Source organism: Methylobacterium aquaticum (assembly GCF_016804325.1).
In the GTDB taxonomy this organism is placed as follows: Bacteria; Pseudomonadota; Alphaproteobacteria; order Rhizobiales; family Beijerinckiaceae; genus Methylobacterium; species Methylobacterium aquaticum_C.
Genome location: NZ_CP043627.1, coordinates 4,044,414 through 4,059,788, shown reverse-complemented (window position 1 = coordinate 4,059,788; position 15,375 = coordinate 4,044,414). Strand labels below are relative to the sequence as shown.

16 protein-coding genes are annotated in these 15,375 nt (G+C 70.9%); 11 read left to right on the top strand and 5 right to left on the bottom strand.

Translation table 11 applies throughout. The features are described from left to right. The first annotated feature begins 7 nt into the window (after positions 1-7). Both F1D61_RS18435 and F1D61_RS18430 read left to right on the top strand, forming a co-directional pair. Entirely contained in the window at positions 8-1,228 is a 1,221-nt protein-coding gene (locus F1D61_RS18435) for an ABC transporter substrate-binding protein (RefSeq protein WP_203153109.1), read from the top strand. Beyond that, complete coding sequence (locus tag F1D61_RS18430; protein ID WP_203153108.1) at positions 1,225-1,719, top strand: DUF3237 domain-containing protein; 495 nt, start codon at positions 1,225-1,227, stop codon at positions 1,717-1,719. The genes F1D61_RS18435 and F1D61_RS18430 overlap by 4 nt, the downstream gene beginning before the upstream one ends. Here F1D61_RS18430 and F1D61_RS18425 read toward each other — a convergent pair. Beyond that, a complete protein-coding gene (locus F1D61_RS18425) occupies positions 1,691-2,797 on the bottom strand; it encodes a PAS domain-containing protein (RefSeq protein WP_203153107.1) in 1,107 nt (368 codons plus the stop codon). The genes F1D61_RS18430 and F1D61_RS18425 overlap by 29 nt on opposite strands. A 598-nt stretch (positions 2,798-3,395) precedes the next feature. Between F1D61_RS18425 and F1D61_RS18420 the strand changes: the two genes are divergently transcribed. Together F1D61_RS18420 and msrA are read left to right on the top strand one after the other, a co-directional pair. Beyond that, positions 3,396-3,671: a hypothetical protein gene (locus F1D61_RS18420; RefSeq protein WP_203153106.1), complete on the top strand. Its 276-nt coding sequence runs from the start codon at positions 3,396-3,398 to the stop codon at positions 3,669-3,671. A gap of 106 nt (positions 3,672-3,777) precedes the next feature. Further along, positions 3,778-4,437: a peptide-methionine (S)-S-oxide reductase MsrA gene (msrA, locus tag F1D61_RS18415; protein WP_203153105.1), complete on the top strand. Its 660-nt coding sequence runs from the start codon at positions 3,778-3,780 to the stop codon at positions 4,435-4,437. A 45-nt stretch (positions 4,438-4,482) separates the two neighbouring features. Here the strand turns inward: msrA and mepA are convergent, their stop codons facing one another. Next, positions 4,483-5,433 carry a penicillin-insensitive murein endopeptidase gene (gene mepA, locus F1D61_RS18410; RefSeq protein ID WP_203153104.1) on the bottom strand — a complete coding sequence of 317 codons (951 nt, stop codon included), beginning with the start codon at positions 5,431-5,433 and terminating at the stop codon, positions 4,483-4,485. 208 nt (positions 5,434-5,641) lie between these two features. Here mepA and F1D61_RS18405 point away from each other — a divergent pair, with 208 nt between their 5' ends. Continuing rightward, entirely contained in the window at positions 5,642-6,016 is a 375-nt protein-coding gene (locus F1D61_RS18405; RefSeq protein ID WP_246775980.1) for a PRC-barrel domain-containing protein, read from the top strand. A gap of 21 nt (positions 6,017-6,037) precedes the next feature. On the opposite strand, the gene F1D61_RS18400 is transcribed toward F1D61_RS18405, so the two are convergent. Together F1D61_RS18400 and F1D61_RS18395 are read right to left on the bottom strand one after the other, a co-directional pair. Then, complete coding sequence (locus F1D61_RS18400; RefSeq protein WP_246775400.1) at positions 6,038-6,439, bottom strand: hypothetical protein; 402 nt, start codon at positions 6,437-6,439, stop codon at positions 6,038-6,040. 25 nt (positions 6,440-6,464) lie between these two features. Further along, a complete protein-coding gene (locus tag F1D61_RS18395; RefSeq protein WP_203153102.1) occupies positions 6,465-6,878 on the bottom strand; it encodes an EVE domain-containing protein in 414 nt (137 codons plus the stop codon). A 259-nt stretch (positions 6,879-7,137) separates the two neighbouring features. Between F1D61_RS18395 and F1D61_RS18390 the strand changes: the two genes are divergently transcribed. Further along, positions 7,138-7,749, top strand: coding sequence for a LysE family translocator (locus tag F1D61_RS18390; RefSeq protein ID WP_246775399.1), 612 nt, complete (start codon positions 7,138-7,140; stop codon positions 7,747-7,749). A gap of 76 nt (positions 7,750-7,825) precedes the next feature. Here F1D61_RS18390 and secB read toward each other — a convergent pair whose 3' ends face one another. After that, a complete protein-coding gene (gene secB / locus F1D61_RS18385; protein WP_203153101.1) occupies positions 7,826-8,323 on the bottom strand; it encodes a protein-export chaperone SecB in 498 nt (165 codons plus the stop codon). Positions 8,324-8,757: 434 nt separating this feature from the next. On the opposite strand from secB, the gene F1D61_RS18380 reads away from it, so the two are divergent. The 5 genes from F1D61_RS18380 to mnmE all read left to right on the top strand — a co-directional run bounded on the left by F1D61_RS18380 (position 8,758) and on the right by mnmE (position 15,359). Further along, positions 8,758-9,480: a Tim44/TimA family putative adaptor protein gene (locus F1D61_RS18380; RefSeq protein WP_203159138.1), complete on the top strand. Its 723-nt coding sequence runs from the start codon at positions 8,758-8,760 to the stop codon at positions 9,478-9,480. 136 nt (positions 9,481-9,616) lie between these two features. Continuing rightward, positions 9,617-10,837, top strand: a complete 1,221-nt coding sequence (gene mltA, locus F1D61_RS18375) for a murein transglycosylase A (RefSeq protein ID WP_203153100.1) — start codon at positions 9,617-9,619, stop codon at positions 10,835-10,837. Continuing rightward, on the top strand, positions 10,834-11,427 hold the full coding sequence (locus tag F1D61_RS18370) for a Smr/MutS family protein (protein WP_203153099.1): 594 nt from the start codon (positions 10,834-10,836) through the stop codon (positions 11,425-11,427). Before mltA ends, F1D61_RS18370 begins: the two co-directional genes overlap by 4 nt. Positions 11,428-11,947: 520 nt before the next feature. Then, positions 11,948-13,261: a transcription termination factor Rho gene (gene rho / locus F1D61_RS18365; protein ID WP_203153098.1), complete on the top strand. Its 1,314-nt coding sequence runs from the start codon at positions 11,948-11,950 to the stop codon at positions 13,259-13,261. Positions 13,262-14,045: 784 nt separating this feature from the next. Continuing rightward, positions 14,046-15,359 carry a tRNA uridine-5-carboxymethylaminomethyl(34) synthesis GTPase MnmE gene (gene mnmE, locus F1D61_RS18360; RefSeq protein ID WP_203153097.1) on the top strand — a complete coding sequence of 438 codons (1,314 nt, stop codon included), beginning with the start codon at positions 14,046-14,048 and terminating at the stop codon, positions 15,357-15,359. Positions 15,360-15,375: the final 16 nt, after the last annotated feature.

Genomic DNA, 15,375 nt, shown 5'->3' with positions numbered 1-15,375 from the left:
GATCACGATGCGCGCCCTCCGCTCCGCCCTTCTGGCGGGCCTGATCGCCTTCGCCCCGGCATCGGTCCGGGCGGAGGGCGCCGTCTCCGGCGACCGCGTCAAGATCGGCGTGCTCGCCGACATGTCGACGGCGATGTCCGACAATTACGGCACCGGCAGCGTCACCGCGGCACGGCTCGCGGTCGAGGATTTCGGCCCGACCGTGCTGGGCAAGCCGATCGAGATCGTCGCCGCCGACCACCAGAGCAAGCCGGACGTGGCGAGCACGCTGGCGCGGCGCTGGTACGACGTCGAGGGGGTCGACATGATCACCGACCTCGGCAACTCGGCGGTGGCCTTGGGCGTCCAGGCGCTGGCGAAGGAGAAGGGGCGGCTTGCCCTCATCACCGGATCGGGCTCGACGGTGATCACCGGGGCGCAATGCTCGCCCAACGGCGCGCTCTGGGTCATCGACACCCACGCCCTCTCGCGGGCCATCGCCAAGCCGCTGGTGGAATCGGGCGAGAAGACCTGGTTCTACGTCGTCGCCGACATCACGCTGGGCAAATCCTTCATCGCCGACGTGACCCCGGTGGTGACGAAGGGCGGCGGCAAGGTGGTGGGCCAGGTCTTCCACCCCCTGCTCTCGCCCGATCTCTCGTCGCAGATCCTCCAGGCGCAAGCCTCCGGTGCTCGCGTGATCGCGCTGTTCAACGTCGGCGGCGACGCGATCAACGCGGTCAAGCAGGCCTCCGAGTTCGGGGTGCTCGGCGGCCAGCAGAAGCTCGCCGGCTTCTACATGACGGCGGTCGACGTCCACGCGCTCGGGCTGAAGGTGGCCGGCGGCCTCTACCTCGCCGAGGCGTTCTACTGGGACCAGGACGACGCCGCCCGCGCCTTCGCCAGGCGGTTCTTCGAGCGCCAGAAGGCGATGCCGAACAGCTACCAGGCCGGCGTCTATTCGGCGGTGACGCACTACCTCAAGGCGGTGCGGGCCGCCGGCACCGACGCGGCCGAGCCGGTGATGGCGAAGATGCGCGAGATGCCGATCGAGGATGTCATGACCAGGAACGGGCGCCTGCGGCCCGACGGCCGGGTGATCCGTGAGGTCTCGCTGTTCCGGGTCAAGCGGCCCGAGGAATCGAAGGGCGAGTGGGACGTGATGGAACGGGTGGCGACGCTGCCCGGCGACGAGGCGTTCCGGCCGATCGAAGAGAGCGACTGCCCGCTGGTGCGGGGCAAGCCATGACCCTTCAAGCCGTGACCCTTCGAGCCGTGACCCTTCCCGCCCCCACCCTCACCCACGTCTTCGATGCCCGCATCGCCGTGGCGGTGCCGGTCGAGGTCGGCATCACCACGGCCGGCAGCCGGCGGGTCATCGCCATCACGGGCGGCACCGTCACCGGCCCCGGCCTCACCGGCCGGATCCTGCCCGGCGGGGCCGATTACCAGACCATCGCGGGCGACGGGCTGACCCAGCTCCACGCCCGCTACGTGATCGAGGCCGCGGACGGCGCCCTGGTCTATGTCGAGAATACGGGCCTGCGCTTCGGCCCGCCCGAGGCGCTGGAGCGCCTGCGCCGGGGCGAACCGGTCGATCCCGGCCTGATCTACTTCCGCACCGCGCCCCGGTTCGAGACCGCGTCCCCACCCCTGGCCTGGATGCAGACCAGCCTGTTCCTCGCCACGGGCGCCCGGGCGCCGGACCATGTCAGCCTGAGCGTGTACCGGGTGGGGTGACCCCTTCCGCCCGCGCCACCGCCACGGTGCCGCCTTCCACCACGGTGAAGACGATCCCGGCCTTGCGCAGGGCCGCCAGGACGTGGGGGCGCGAGCGCGAGGACGCTCCTTCCGATTCCTCCTCCAGGCGCCGCACGGTCGAGAGCGAGACGCCGCTCTCCCGCGCGAGGTCGTTCAGGGTCCAGTCGAGGAGGCCGCGGGCCGCCCGCAGGTGGCAGCCCTCGATCGACGGCTCGGCTCGCGGCCGCTGGCGTTCCGGCACGACATCCGCCTCGGTCTCGAGCGGGGTGACCACGATGGTCCAGCAGACCGGATCGGAGGGGGCTTCGCGCGAGGCGCCGCCACGCAGGGAACCGTCGCGCAGGGGCACCATCGTCATCCGGAACGGGGCGGTCCCGCCATCAGCCAGCCGCAGGGTCGGCGTGATGCTGAACGGCCGCAACGTCGCTGCGAGGCGGGGCAGCTCGTCGCGCCAGCGCGGCCGCTCCTCCCGCACGATCGGCCCGAGCCAGTCCGCCCGCACCTCGTCGCGGCGCAGGCCCACGAGGGTCAGGAAGTCGGGGCCGTACTCGGTCGGCGGCAGGGTCGGCTCGGTGTGGATGAAGACCTGGGCCTGCTGCGCCAGGCTGGACCGGCGCTGCTGCTCCAGGCGATGCAGGTCGGCCAGGCGCTCGCGGTCGGTCACGTCGAGCAGCACGCCGGTCGCCGCGAGCGCGCGCCCCTCGGGACTGAAGAAGACCTCGCCGCGGCTCACCACCGTGCGGGAGGTCCCGTCCGGCCGGATCAGCCGGACCGTGTGGCTGCCGAGGATCCCGGCCTGGACGATCTGGGCCGCATCCTCCAGCACGTCGCGATCGGCCGGGTGGACGAGGCCGAGCAGCCGCTCGTAGCTCGCCGGCTCGCCCTCCGGCAGCCCGGCCAGGCGATAGAGCCCGGACGACCAGACCTGCTGGCCGGAGACGAAGTCCCAGCGCCACGCGCCGGTGAGGCCGAACGCCTCGATCAGCCGCATGAAGTCGCGGGACGACAGGTCGGCCGAGCGGGGAGCCGCGTGCCGGGCGGGGGCGTGGGCGATCATCGGGCGATGCCCCGTGCCGGGGTCCGGCCCCGGCGACCCGAGGCGAGGCGCCGGCCGAGACCCGCCCGCGCGGCCGGCGTGCGAATTCCACTCACCAAGGTAAATATTCCTAAGATGCAGTCGGGACGCTCGGCCGCGAGGAAGCGAATATACCGGGGCGACATTCGATCGTACGCCAAGCAATACGGGAATTTCAACCTGTCGCGTCGAGGCTCCTGCACGCCCATGAGTGGGGACCATCGGCGCGGAGTACACTGAAAGATCGTGAAATCACGGCATGGCGCCATCTCCGGTTGCACCATCGTGCCCAGCCTTCGGGGGCCGTCGCCCTTCTGCTGCCTTTCGGCCCCGCGCAACCCGCGATGGAGGAGCCACGGAGGGGAGCGGATCGCACCTGTGCGACGCGACGCAGCACCGGATCGGCTCCGCGCCAGGGAACAAAGACAAAATTTCTCCTCTGGAGCTTTCGGGCAGTAAACATCTTCTCTTACGTCTCGGAAATTAGAAAACCGCGTCTATTGCTGCGAGGGCTTCACCGGCCCTATCTACAGTCTCGACGGCTCCGGTTCGCGGAGCCGTGCGTCAGCCGGATTCGACCATGCGTCCTGCCATCTTCGATCCGTTCGGCGAGCGCCTGGACCTGCAGGCCGGATCCGCCGCGCCGCGCCGCCGTCCGGTCCGGAACCGGCGGATCGTCGGCGCCGTGCTGTTCTGGGTCCTGGCGGCCGGGCTGATCACCGCTCGCTGCGCCTTCTTCGATCCCAGCACCGCTTTCGGGCCCGACGCCCCGGCCCGCGTCGCCTCGACCCGAGCGACGTCGATCCAGGCGGCGTCCACCGAACTGGCCTCGGACCGGACGCCGGTCCTGCGCTGAAGCGGCGCTCTTCAGGAACCAGGGTCGGCACCCCACATCAGGTCGCAATCAGAGGCGTCTCGCCTCCGGGGCCGACAGGCCCCGTTCCGAAGACCGGAGCGACCCGATGCTGTTCTTCCGCAAGCGCGCCGAGATGCCGGCCCCCGACCAGATCCTGCCGGGGCGACCCATGCCCCTGCCGACGGCGGAGCGGCACTTCGTCAACGGCCATCCCCTCAAGGGCCCCTATCCCGACGGCATCGAGACGGTCGTGTTCGGCCTCGGCTGCTTCTGGGGGGCGGAGCGCAAGTTCTGGCAGCTCGGCGACGGCGTCTTCGTCACGGCGGTGGGCTATGCCGCCGGCACCACCCCGAACCCGACCTACGAGGAGGTGTGCTCCGGGCTGACCGGGCACAACGAGGTCGTGCTGGTCGCCTACGATCCGGCGGTGAGGCCGCTTTCCGCCCTGCTCAAGACCTTCTGGGAAAGCCACGACCCGACCCAGGGCTTCCGCCAGGGCAATGATGTCGGCACGCAGTACCGCTCGGGCATCTACCTGCCCGACGAGGCCCGCCGGGCCGAGGCCGAGGCGTCCCGCGAGGCCTATGGCGCCGCCCTGAAGGCACAGGGCTACGGCCCGATCACGACGGAGATCCGCGACGCCGGCCCGTTCTACTTCGCCGAGGAGTATCACCAGCAATACCTGGCCAAGAATCCGGGCGGCTATTGCGGCCTGGGCGGCACCGGCGTGTCCTGCCCGATCGGGGTCGGCGTCGCGGCGGAGTGAGCACCCGGATCGGGACCGGTCGATGCCGGTCCCGATTCCGTGCGGTCACCGCGCCTTCAGCACCGTGCGGCAGGCGTCGGGCAGGCCCGCCAGGGTCATCGGCGGGCGCGGCTTGCCGGGCGGGCGGGGCTTGGGGTTCAGCACCGCGTCCGAGAACCAGTAATCGAGCTCCGAGCCGCAGCCGTCGCCGCTCGGCGGCGGATCCTGGTCGTGGCAGGCCGACTCCCCGGCCGGGCATTCGAGCCGGATATGGAAGTGGTAGTTGTGGCCGTAGATCGGCCGCACCTTGGTGAGCCAGCTCCGGTCCGATCCCGCCTCGCGGCACAGGGCCTTCTTGATCGCCGGGTTGACGAAGATCCGCGCCACTTCGGGCTCGCGCGAGACCATCTTGATCAGCCGCAGGTGCTCGGGCAGCCACACGCTCGGGTCGATGTCGCGCCGGTCCGGCCGCACCACGTTGGTGGCCGACATCTCCTCGCGCTCGGCCCGGGTCAGGCGCCGGTCCGGCATCGGGGTCAGCCAGATGTCGGCATCGAGGCCGAGCTGGTGCGAGGCATGGCCGGTCAGCATCGGCCCGCCCCGGGGCTGGGACATGTCGCCGACGAGGAGCCCCGGCCAGCCTGCCTTGCGCGGCGCTTCCGCGGCGATCTTTTCCAGGAAGGCGACGAGCCGGGGGTGGCCCCAGTTCCGGTTGCGCGACAGGCGCATCACCTGCCAGGTCGCGCCGTCGATCGGCAGCGCCTCGGCGCCGGCGACGCAGCCCCGGGCATAGCCGCCGATCGCCTGGGGCGGCAGGGCCGCCGGCGTCGTGGCGCGGCCGAACAGGGCCTTTGCCGGCGTCGACGGATCGTCCGGGTTGGCGAGCGGCGGCAGCGGTTTCGGGGTGAGGGTGCCGCGATCCTGCGCGAGGGCGGGCGCGGCGAAGGCCAGGAAAGCCGTCAGGATGGCGGCATGGCGGATCGGCGAGGGACGCAGGGGCAGGGAGCGCAGGATCATGGGCCGCAGGCTAGCGTCCCGATCGCCCGGTGTGAATGGCCCCGCTGCTCCGCCATTCGCCGCAGCGCGCCCGAGGATCGGAACAGGTTCCGGCGCGGATGCGTTCCCGGCGTGAATGGACCGCGACCCGGTCGCGATCCGACAGAAACCCCGATCCGGAGGCCTTCCGATGACCACCGTCGCACCGACAATCGGCGATCGCTCCGACATGGGCAGCACCACCACCAGCGAGACCAGCAAGCTCATCGCCAGCGACCGCGTCGAGGGCACCACCGTGCGCCGTCCGAACGGCGACGGCATCGGCCGCATCGAGCGCCTGATGATCGAGAAGACCACCGGCAAGGTGGTCTACGCCGTGATGAGCTTCGGCGGCTTCCTCGGCATCGGCGAGGGTTACCACACCATCCCGTGGTCCACCCTGCGCTTCGCGCCGGAGCTGGACGCCTACGTCCTCGACCTCACCGAGGAGCAGCTCCGCGCCGCCCCGCCGGCCTCGGCCGAGGGCAACGATCCCTCCTTCGACCGGAAGTGGGAGGAGCACGTCCACCACTACTTCAACGCCACGCCGTACTGGAGCATCTGACATCCTCCGGTCGGAGGCGCCTCACGGCGCCTCCGCCGGCACGCCCGACAGGGCCCAGCGGCACAGGCGCGTCTCCTTCACGGCCAGGCAATCGTAGGCGGTGCCGCCGATCACCACCCGCTCGGCATTGCCCTCGATCCGGTCGCGGCCGACCTGCGCGCAGCCGAGGTGATCGGCCTTCGGATCCGCCAGCCGGGCCTTGATCGCCGCCGGATCGCCCGCCGTCTCGGCCAGCAGGATGCGCAGGTTGGCCAGGGACCCGCAGGTCAGGACCTTCGCCGGCAGGGCGGGCTTGGCAGGGGCTGCCTTCGGCTTCTGCGCGGAGGCCGGCCCGGAGGAAACCGGGCCCACCAGCAGCGCGACGGCGAGCGGCACGAGGACGAGACGGGTCCGGGCCGGAACTCCGGCGATGACGCGCCTCACGCGCCGCCCCTCATCGGCGCCCCATCTAAAGCCCGCCCATCCGGCGCACCAGGTCCCATTCCGCCTCGCTGACCGGCTGCACCGACAGGCGCGAATTGTTGACCAGCACCATCTCCCGCAGGGCCGATTCGGCCTTGATCGCCTCCAGGGTGACGGGCCTGGTCAGGGCCTGGACTGCCTTCAGGTCGACCATGCCGAAGCGGCCGCTCTCGTCGGTATGGTCGGGATAGTAGGTGCGGATCACCTCGACGATGCCGACCACCGCCTTGCCCTCGTTCGAGTGGTAGAAGAACCCTTGCTCGCCGAGCCGCATCGCCTCGAGGTTCTTGCGGGCGACGTGGTTGCGGACCCCGTTCCAGTACGTCCCGGCATCGCCGGCGGCGACCTGGTCGTCCCACGACCAGACCGAGGGCTCGGACTTGTAGAGCCAGTACGCCATCCCGTTCTCGTCCCTCTCGCGCGACCGAGCCCCCATCGCCCGATCCGGGGGCGGGAGTCCAGGGGGAAGGCCCGGACCGTCCTGCGGTCACCTGACCCAGGGTTCGCCGGAAGGCGGGCGCCCGCACGACGATGAGAGCCTGACGACCGGCAGAACAGCAGGGGAGCACCTCGTTTCCAGGAGGCGATGCGACGGGTGCGAGGGCGAATCATGTATCGTCGTGCGCAGGCCGCGGGGGGCGGCGCGGAGCGGATCGATCGTGGACTGGACCTGGTTTCTCTCGGCGAGCGCGTTCGCCGTCGCGATGTCGGCGACGCCCGGCCCCAACAACACCATGGTGGTGGCCTCCGGCGCGACCTACGGTTTTGCCCGCACCGTGCCGCACATGCTCGGGATCGCGGCGGGTTTCCCCGTGATGCTGATCGTGCTGGGCACCGCCGGCCTGCCGCTCCTCACCGATCCGCGGGTCCACGCGGTGCTGAAATGGGTCGGGGCGGCCTACCTGCTGTGGCTCGCCTGGAAGATCGCCGCCTCCGATCCCGAGCCTGCCGGGCCGGGCGCGAAGGTGGGCACGGGGCGCCCGCTCGGATTCTTCCAGGCGGCCCTGTTCCAGTGGGTGAACCCGAAGGCCTGGATCATCGCCGCGGGCGCGCTCGCGACCTACACGGCGCAGGCCGAGGGCGGCTCGCTCGCCGCGACCCTGCTGCTCGCGACCCTGTTCGGGCTCGTCGCCCTGCCGTGTCTGGGCTTCTGGACGCTGATCGGCGTCGGCACCGCCCGGGTGCTGCGGACGCGGCGGGCCTTGCGGCTGTTCAACCTCGCCATGGCGGGGCTGCTCGTGGCGTCCCTGGTGCCGGCCCTGACGGGTTGAGGGAAACGGCCGCGTTTCCCGTGAAACACTTTTTCAAGGATGCGCGGGCCGGGGGCGGCCCGCGCCATGCCCGATCCTACGCGTTGCCGCCCTGCATCTGGGCCTCGGCGGCCTTCTGGCGGTAGAGGCCGACGAAGTCGATCGGGTCGATGTAGAGCGGCGGGAAGCCGCCGTTGCGCACCGCGTCGGCGATGATCTGGCGGGCGAACGGGAACAGCAGCCGCGGGCACTCGATCATGACCGCCGGGTGCATCTGGTCCTGCGGGATGTTGCGCAGGCGGAAGATGCCCGAATAGGTCAGCTCGAACGCGAACAGCACCTCGGCGCCGATCTTGGCATCGCCCTCGAGCCGCAGGTCGACCTCGAAGTCTTCCTCGGCGAGCTGCTTGGCGTTGACGTTGACCTGGATGTTGATCTGCGGGCCCTGCTGCTGCGGCTGCAGCGAGCGCGGCGCGTTCGGGTTCTCGAAGGAGAGGTCCTTGGCGTACTGGGCCAGGGCGTTGAGGGTCGGGGTGAGGTCGTCGGGCTGCGCCGCGGCGCCACCGTTACCGTTCGGGACCGGGGAATCGGCCATGGCGGAGGGTTCCTTCGAGGGCTGGACGTGAACGACGGGCCGACGTGCGCTGGCGCGAAAAACGGCGCGCGCGACGACGGCGTTGCGGCTATCATGCCCGTAACCCGTGAACAAGCAGAGGTGCCGATCATCTCCCCCGTGCGGCGGCCTCGAGCGACCCGGTCACGACGGCAGGCCGGCTTACCCTGGATGACCCCGAACACCTCCGCGCGCGGGAGGCGCCTGGATACCGCGAGGCTCCGGCCCCATATCGTCCGAATGGGCCGCGAGGCGGCGCCGGCCGGACGCTTGCCTTGCCCCGGTCCCGGTGCCAAAGCCGTCGCGGTGCCGGAGATGTCGCAAGCTGTACCGGGGCGGTCAGGAATGCTGCGCGTGACGCTGCCAGGGAAGCCGCCAAGGAAGCCGCCAAGAACGGATCGATGAACGGATCGATGATGCAGGATTCCCTCGACCTTACGACCCTCATCTTCCTCGGGCTTGCGGTCTTCGTGATCTGGAAGCTGCGCTCGGTCCTCGGCCAGAAGACCGGGAGCGAGCGGCCGCCCTTCAACCCGCTGGCGCGGCGCGAGGAGCCGCCGGCCGCCTCCCGCGACGGCGACAACGTCGTGCGGCTGCCCGGCGCCGGCCCGGAGCGGGGCGCCGCCGCCGCGCCGGTGGCGACCGCGGTGCCGCGCAACTGGAAGGGCGTGGTCGAGCCGAACTCGCCCGCCGCCCGCGGCCTCGACCTGATCCTCCAGCAGGAGCCGGGTTTCGATCCCCGCGCCTTCACCGACGGCGCCAAGTCGGCCTACGAGACCATCGTCACGGCTTTCGCCAAGGGCGACCGTAAGACCCTCAAGACCCTGCTGTCGCGCGAGGTCGCGGACGGGTTCGAGCGGGCGATCCAGGGCCGCGAGCGCGCCGGCCAGACCGTCGAGACCACCTTCGTGTCGATCGACCGGGCCGAGATCGTCGGGGTCGACGTGCGCAACCGCGTCGCCCAGGTCACGGTGCGCTACCTCTCGAAGCTGATCACCGCCACCCGCGGGCCGCAGGGCCAGGTGGTCGACGGCAGCCCCGAGAAGGTCGTCGACGTGACCGATGTCTGGACCTTCGCCCGCACGCTCGGCAGTCGCGACCCGAACTGGCAGCTCGTCGCCACCGAGGCCGGGCAGTAGGGCTTCCCCGTTCGGCGGCTTGATCGGCCGCCGGCCCTCGCCGACAATGGCGCGCCGCCGGGATCATCCATCACCCCGACGGCACTCGCGATAGACACAGCACACTAGCAATCCGGGGCCGGAGCCCGATAAGCCCATGCCGCCGGCCCTCGGCCCCCTTCTCGCCGCCCGTCCCGCCGCCCTGCTGCTTGCCGCGCTGTTTGCCTGCGGCGCCGCTGGCGCGAAGTCCGCCCCCTTGCGGGTCGGCGAGGCCGCGCTCGAGCCCATCCCCTTCAGCGCCCTGACGGGCTTTGCCGGCGACGACCTCGCGGCCGCCCTCGCGACCTTCCGGGCGACCTGCGCGGCCCAAGCCGGCCCGGTCCTCGCCGAGGCGGCGCCCGACGCGCCGCGCCAGGACCTCTCCGCGCCCTGCGCCGCCGCAGCCGGCGTGCCGCCCGAGGGCGCGACGGCGTTCTTCGAGCAGAATTTCTCCGCCTATCGCGTCCTGCGGCCGAACCGCGACGCGGCGGCGGAGCGCGAGGCCGGCTTTCTCACCGGCTATTTCGAGCCCGAACTCTTCGGCTCGCCGGTCCGGACCCCGGACTTCACCGTGCCGGCGCTCGCGCGCCCCGACGACCTCGTCTCGCTGGAGCCCGGCGAGACCCGGCCCGGCCTCGACCCCGCCTTGCGCGCCGCGCGCCGCGACGGCGACGCGTTCCTGCCCTACCCGGACCGGGCCGCGATCGAGGACGGGGCGCTCGGGCCCAGGGCCCGTCCGCTGCTCTGGCTGCGCGACGCCGTCGACCTCCTGGTGCTGCAGGTCCAGGGCTCCGGGCGGGTGCGCCTGCCCGACGGTCGTTCCGTGCGCCTGGCCTATGACGGCCGCAACGGCCGGCCCTACACCTCGGTCGCCCGGCTCATCGTCACTGGTGGCCACCTGCCGCTCGAGGGCCTGACGCTCGACCGCTGGACCGGCTGGCTGCGGGACAATCCAGGCTTCGCCCGCGACCTGATCCGCCGCAACGCCTCCTATATCTTCTTTCGCATCGACGACGGCATCCCTGAGGGGGCCGGCCCGCGCGGCGGGGCCGGGGTGCCGCTGACCGCCGGGCGCAGCCTCGCGGTCGATGCCACCCTGTGGCGCTACGGTCTGCCGTTCTGGCTCGACGGAACGCTGCCGGAGCCGGAGGGCGGTCGCACGCCGCTGCGTCGTCTCGTGGTGGCGCAGGATACCGGCTCGGCGATCCTCGGTCCCGCCCGCGGCGACCTCTATCTCGGCACCGGGGCCAAGGCGGGCGCGACCGCCGGCCTGCTGCGCGATCCCACGCGCTTCGTGGTGCTGCTGCCGAAGCAGAATCCCGCCGGAGTCGCGCGGTGACCGAGTTCCGTCCGCGCCGGCTGCGCCGCCTGACCTCGGAGGAGAGCCGGCTCTGGGGCGAGATCGCCCGGCTGGTCACGCCCCTGCGGGGCCGGGCCGTGCCCGCCATCCCCTCCCCTCCCCCACCGCCGGAACCGCCGTCTGCGCCGCCGCCCGTCCCGGTTCGGCCTGTCCGGCCGGCCCCGCGAGGCGCCGCGAAGAAGATTCCGGCCGTTCCGGCTCCGCCTCCGCCCGCCCCGGCCCTGCCGCCCCTGGCACCGCTCGAGCGGCGGGTGCGCACCGCCCTGCGCCGCGGCTCGCGCAGCGTCGATGCCTCGATCGACCTGCACGGGATGCGACAGGCCGAGGCCCATGCGGCCCTGATCGGCTTCCTGCACCGCTCCCGGGCGTCGGGCCACGCCGTGGTCCTGGTCGTGACCGGCAAGGGCGGAAACGGCGGCGACCCTTACGCCGAGCGCGGCGTCCTGCGCCGCAGCGTCCCGCACTGGCTGCGCCTGCCCGAACTGCGCGCCCTGGTGGTCGGGTTCGAGGAGGCCGCCCATCATCATGGCGGCGGCGGCGCCCTCTATATCCGCCTGCGGCGTCGTTGATCCGCGTTCCGCCGATTCCATCGCACCTCGCGCCCGTCACGGGGATACTGTGCCGTATTGCCGGCCTACATCGATCGTCGCCCGGAGATGCTTGGGACGGGCGCCCCGGGCCGATGATCGAGACGCGGGCATCGCGGTTCGATCCTCCAAATGTTAATGCGGCGACGCGACGACTGCGCCGATAGTTCGCCCTGCTTGGAGCACAACCGGCCCGTTCGTGCCGGGCCCCCTTCTCCTGCGGAGCCGCCGCACCGCGCCTTTCCCCACTTTTCCCCATCGGGGACTTGAGTCGACGACGAGGACCCGTTACATAAAGTCGTTCCCTCCTCCATCGTCACGTCACGTCGCATCCAGAGCCCTCCGGCTCCCCCTCGCGACCTCCGGGACAATCAGGCGACGACTTCGCGACCGGTGCCCCGCTTCAGGCCACCCCGTTGCTTCCGCTCGATGCCGCGCCCCGCGGCAGCCGGACCTGTCCTGACATGACGCCTCCCGCTTCGCCCCCGCACCCCGATATCCCATGATCGAAGATACCCTCGCCCCGATCGAGACCCCGGCCGCCCCCGCGATGCGTGAGGTGAAGCTGCAGGATCTCAAGTCGAAGACCCCGACCGAGCTCCTCGCATTCGCCGAGGAGGTCGAGGTCGAGAACGCGCAGACCATGCGCAAGCAGGAGCTGATGTTCGCGATCCTGAAGCAGCTCGCTGCCAAGGATGTCGAGATCATCGGCGCCGGCACCGTCGAGGTGCTGCAGGACGGCTTCGGCTTCCTGCGCTCCTCCGACTCGAACTACCTCCCGGGTCCCGACGACATCTACATCTCGCCGACGCAGATTCGCCGCTTCGGCCTGCGCACCGGCGACACCGTCGAGGGGCCGATCCGCGGCCCGAAGGACGGCGAGCGCTACTTCGCGCTGCTCAAGGTCAACACGATCAATTTCGAGAACCCGGACAAGATCAAGCACAAGGTCCACTTCGACAACCTGACGCCGCTGTTCCCCACGCAGCGCTTCAAGCTCGAACTGTCGGAGCCGACCCGCAAGGACTTCTCGCCCCGGATCATCGACATCGTCGCGCCGATCGGCAAGGGCCAGCGCGCCCTGATCGTGGCGCCGCCGCGGACCGGCAAGACGGTGCTGATGCAGAACATCGCCCAGTCGATCACCCTGAACCACCCCGAATGCTACCTCATCGTCCTGCTCATCGACGAGCGGCCGGAGGAAGTCACCGACATGCAGCGCTCGGTGAAGGGTGAGGTGATCGCCTCGACCTTCGACGAGCCGGCGACCCGCCACGTTCAGGTCGCCGAGATGGTGATCGAGAAGGCCAAGCGCCTGGTCGAGCACGGCCGCGACGTCGTCATCCTGCTCGATTCGATCACCCGGCTCGGCCGCGCCTACAACACCGTGGTGCCGTCCTCCGGCAAGGTGCTGACCGGCGGTGTCGATGCCAACGCCCTGCAGCGGCCCAAGCGCTTCTTCGGCGCCGCCCGCAACATCGAGGAGGGCGGCTCGCTGACCATCATCGCCACCGCGCTGATCGATACCGGCTCGCGGATGGACGAGGTGATCTTCGAGGAGTTCAAGGGCACCGGCAACTCCGAGATCATCCTGGACCGCAAGGTCTCCGACAAGCGCATCTTCCCGGCGATCGACATCACCCGCTCCGGCACCCGCAAGGAGGAGCTGCTGGTCCCGCCGGACTCGCTCAAGAAGACCTACGTGCTGCGCCGCATCCTCAACCCGATGGGCGTCACCGACGCGATCGAGTTCCTGCTCGACAAGCTGCGCCAGACCAAGAGCAACGGCGATTTCTTCGACTCGATGAACACCTGATCCGACCGCCGGTCGGGATTTCCGAACTTCTTCGCGCGGCGCCCCGACAGGGGCGCCGTCGCCGTTTGGGGGACCCCGCGAGGTGTCTGCCCTGCCTCGTGGTCTGCGACAGGTCGGTTCGTCCCCGGCGCCGGTCTCTCCTGCCGGTGGGGCTGATCCTGAAACCTTGCGGGTGAGCCGGAAGCTCAGCGAAACTCGCCCGGTCGTCCGGGGGCGCGCAGCGAGACCCTGGAACCATCGCCGCTCACGACGCCGGATACGGCGGGGATGGATCGGTTTCCGCGCCCGATCTTCGAGCCGATTCGCGGTGATGGATCCCGGGTCGGTCTCGATCAGCCACGGGACAACGAGAAGATCACGGCAGGGTATCCGGGATCGATCAGCCCGACCAAGCTCCGGGATGCATCTCGAAGGAGTATCGAGCGACGGGTCCGGAAGCCCGGCGATGGCTCGGGCCTCCGCGAGAACGAACGAACTTCGATCGTCTGCCCTCTCCAAGACGAGGTCACACAGGGGGACGGGCGCCCGTTCCGGGCATCGCTTCACCCCTGTATGCTGTGCCGCCCTCGTGGCGTGCATCGGCGTCCGGCGGCGCCGAGCCCAGGCAGGCTCCGTTCCAACCGCCATCCCGAACCCCTCCCCTCCCTGGACCGCCCGCAAGCACTGCCGTCGTCACGGTGTCGTCTGCGGCCTTCGCCACATCGGCACGACCGTCGCTTCGTGCTAGCCACGGCTCGCGCCGCCATCCCGGCGTCGCGACTCGGCTCGGCCTTTCGAACTCTCCATGCTGCCCCTCGATACCATCTACGCCCCCGCGACCGGCTATGGCCGCACCGCCGTCGCCGTCGTGCGGATCAGTGGGCCGCAGGCCGGCCGCGCGCTCTCCACGCTGATCCGGTCACCCCTGCCACCGGCACGCCGCCTGTCGTTGCGCATGCTGCGCGAGCCGGCGACCGGAGATCTCCTCGATCATGCCCTAATTGCCTGGCTGCCCGGACCGGGCACTGCGACCGGCGAGGACATGGCGGAACTCCACCTCCATGGTGGGCCGGCCGTGCGCGCAGCGGTCTTGCGCAGCCTCGGCGACATGCCCGGTCTGATGCCGGCGGAGGCCGGAGCCTTCACGCGCCGGGCTTTCCTCAACGGCCGCATGGATCTGACCGCGGTCGAAGGCTTGGCCGACCTGATCGATGCCGAGACCGAGGCGCAACGGCGGCAGGCCGTACGCCAGCTCGACGGTGCCCTCGGTCGAGCGGTCGAGGGCTGGAGGGCCACGCTTCTCGACGTACTCGCCGCGACGGAAGCCGCCCTCGACTTCTCCGACGAGGGTGATGTCGACGACGAGGCCTTGCCCGAGGCTGCTCGCTCTGCCGCCTCGTACGCGCGCGATGCGATCCGCGCCACCCTCGCCGATGGCCGCCGGGGCGAGCGCCTGCGGGACGGTTTCACGGTCGTTCTCGCCGGTGCTCCCAATGCCGGCAAATCGACGCTCCTGAATGCGCTGGCCCGCCGCGATGTCGCGATCGTCTCGGACATCCCCGGTACGACGCGGGACGCCATCGAGGTGCGATGCGATCTCGGCGGTCTGCCCGTCCTTCTCGTCGATACGGCCGGTCTGCGCGACAGCACCGATGCGATCGAGGTCGAGGGTGTGGCCCGCAGCCGTCGCCGCATCGATCAAGCCGATCTGGTGCTGTGGCTATGCGAGCCGGGGGGTGACGCGCCCCCTCCCCTCTCCGTCCCGGTCCTAGTCGTCGCCACCAAGGTCGATCTGTCCGAAGCGGTACCCGATGGGACAATCGCGGTCTCGGCCCGGACCGGCAACGGCCTCGACCGGCTCCTTGCCGCGCTCGAACGCAGCGCCGAAGCGTCTCTCGGCAGTGGGGACGCCCTGGTCACCCGCGAAAGGCAGCGGCTCGCCCTCGAACGCTGCCTCCGTCACCTCGATCGTGTCGTCGCAATGGGCGCCGAATTGCCGGCGGAATTGGTGGCGGAGGATCTTCGCCTCGCTATCCGCGCCCTCGGCGAGGTGGCCGGGCGCGTCGGGGTCGAAGAGATGCTGGATCGCCTGTTCTCGAGCTTCTGCATCGGCAAATGACCGGCGGTGCGCTCGA

Excerpts from the sequence above, each read along its gene's own strand:
- F1D61_RS18435 (WP_203153109.1), top strand. The coding sequence starts at position 8 with ATGCGCGCCCTCCGCTCCGCCCTTCTGGCGGGCCTGATCGCCTTCGCC.
- F1D61_RS18430 (WP_203153108.1), top strand. The coding sequence starts at position 1,225 with ATGACCCTTCAAGCCGTGACCCTTCGAGCCGTGACCCTTCCCGCCCCC.
- F1D61_RS18425 (WP_203153107.1), bottom strand. The coding sequence starts at position 2,797 with ATGATCGCCCACGCCCCCGCCCGGCACGCGGCTCCCCGCTCGGCCGAC.
- F1D61_RS18420 (WP_203153106.1), top strand. The coding sequence starts at position 3,396 with ATGCGTCCTGCCATCTTCGATCCGTTCGGCGAGCGCCTGGACCTGCAG.
- msrA (WP_203153105.1), top strand. The coding sequence starts at position 3,778 with ATGCTGTTCTTCCGCAAGCGCGCCGAGATGCCGGCCCCCGACCAGATC.
- mepA (WP_203153104.1), bottom strand. The coding sequence starts at position 5,433 with ATGATCCTGCGCTCCCTGCCCCTGCGTCCCTCGCCGATCCGCCATGCC.
- F1D61_RS18405 (WP_246775980.1), top strand. The coding sequence starts at position 5,642 with ATGGGCAGCACCACCACCAGCGAGACCAGCAAGCTCATCGCCAGCGAC.
- F1D61_RS18395 (WP_203153102.1), bottom strand. The coding sequence starts at position 6,878 with ATGGCGTACTGGCTCTACAAGTCCGAGCCCTCGGTCTGGTCGTGGGAC.
- secB (WP_203153101.1), bottom strand. The coding sequence starts at position 8,323 with ATGGCCGATTCCCCGGTCCCGAACGGTAACGGTGGCGCCGCGGCGCAG.
- F1D61_RS18380 (WP_203159138.1), top strand. The coding sequence starts at position 8,758 with ATGCAGGATTCCCTCGACCTTACGACCCTCATCTTCCTCGGGCTTGCG.
- mltA (WP_203153100.1), top strand. The coding sequence starts at position 9,617 with ATGCCGCCGGCCCTCGGCCCCCTTCTCGCCGCCCGTCCCGCCGCCCTG.
- rho (WP_203153098.1), top strand. The coding sequence starts at position 11,948 with ATGATCGAAGATACCCTCGCCCCGATCGAGACCCCGGCCGCCCCCGCG.
- mnmE (WP_203153097.1), top strand. The coding sequence starts at position 14,046 with ATGCTGCCCCTCGATACCATCTACGCCCCCGCGACCGGCTATGGCCGC.